General features: G+C 71.2%; 1 protein-coding gene. It reads left to right on the top strand.

All coding sequences use genetic code 11. The features are described 5' to 3' along the window. Nucleotides 1-114 precede the first annotated feature (114 nt). Nucleotides 115-1,138, top strand: a 1,024-nt coding sequence (gene dnaN, locus ASF38_RS05045) for a DNA polymerase III subunit beta (RefSeq protein ID WP_056574219.1), incomplete at its 3' end; no start/stop codon positions are given.

The raw sequence follows: 1,138 nt of genomic DNA, 5'->3' as shown, positions 1-1,138 counted from the left end.
GGGATGTGGACGACCGACCCGACGGCCGAACCCGTGCTCTCCCGACCTACCTGTCCCACCGCGTCCGTGGCAGGATGCAGTCCTAGTCTCTTCATGCCCGAAAGGCCTCGATCCTTGAGATTCCGCATCGATCGCGACACGTTCGCCGACGCCGTGGCGTGGACCGCGCGCAGCCTGCCCACCCGGCCGAGCGTGCCGGTCCTCGCCGGCCTGCTCGTGGAGACGTCCGGCGACGGCCTCACGCTGTCGGGCTTCGACTACGAGACCTCCACGCGAGCGACCCTGCCCGCCGAGGTCGCCGACGACGGGCGTGCGCTGGTCTCGGGGCGTCTGCTCGCCGAGATCGTGAAGTCGCTGCCGGCCAAGCCGATCGACGTCAGCCTCGACGGCACCAAGGTCCAGGTCTCCTGCGGCAGTGCCCGGTTCAGCCTGTCGACGATGCCGGTCGAGGAGTACCCGCAACTGCCCCAGATGCCCAGCTCGTCCGGGACGATCAAGGCCGACGAGTTCGCCACCGCGGTCGCTCAGGCCAGTGCGGCGGCCGGCCGCGACGAGATGCTGCCGCTGCTGACCGGCGTTCGGCTCGAGATCGACGGCTCCACCATCTCGCTGATGGCGACCGACCGGTTCCGCGCGAGCCTGCGCGAGATGCAGTGGTTCCCCGAGGCGGGCGACGCCTCCGGCCACGCCCTGGTGCCGGCCCGCGTGCTCGGCGAGACCGCGCGGTCACTGGTGTCGGGCTCCGACATCACGATCGCGATCTCCTCGGGCGAGGCCGGCGACGGCCTCATCGGCTTCGAGGGCACCGTGGGCAACGGCACCCGCCGCACCACCACCCGCCTGCTCGAGGGTGACTTCCCGCGGGTGCGCCAGCTCTTCCAGGCGCAGGCCGAGACGGTCGCGTACGTACGCACGTCCGACCTGGTCGACGCCGTCAAGCGCGTGTCGCTGGTCGCCGAGCGCAACACCCCGGTCCGGCTCACCTTCTCCGAGGGCCAGGTGCTCCTCGAGGCAGGCAGCGGCGACGAGGCGCAGGCGTCGGAGTCGATCGAGGCCACCATCGACGGTGCCGACATCTCGATCGGGTTCAACCCCGGCTACCTGCTCGAGGGGCTCGGCGTCATGTCGGAGCCGGTCG

Origin of the sequence: Aeromicrobium sp. Leaf272 (assembly GCF_001422865.1) — a bacterium.
Classification (GTDB): Bacteria; Actinomycetota; Actinomycetes; order Propionibacteriales; family Nocardioidaceae; genus Aeromicrobium.
Note: the sequence above shows the minus strand (reverse complement) of the source record. Positions and strands in the feature narration are given on the sequence as shown.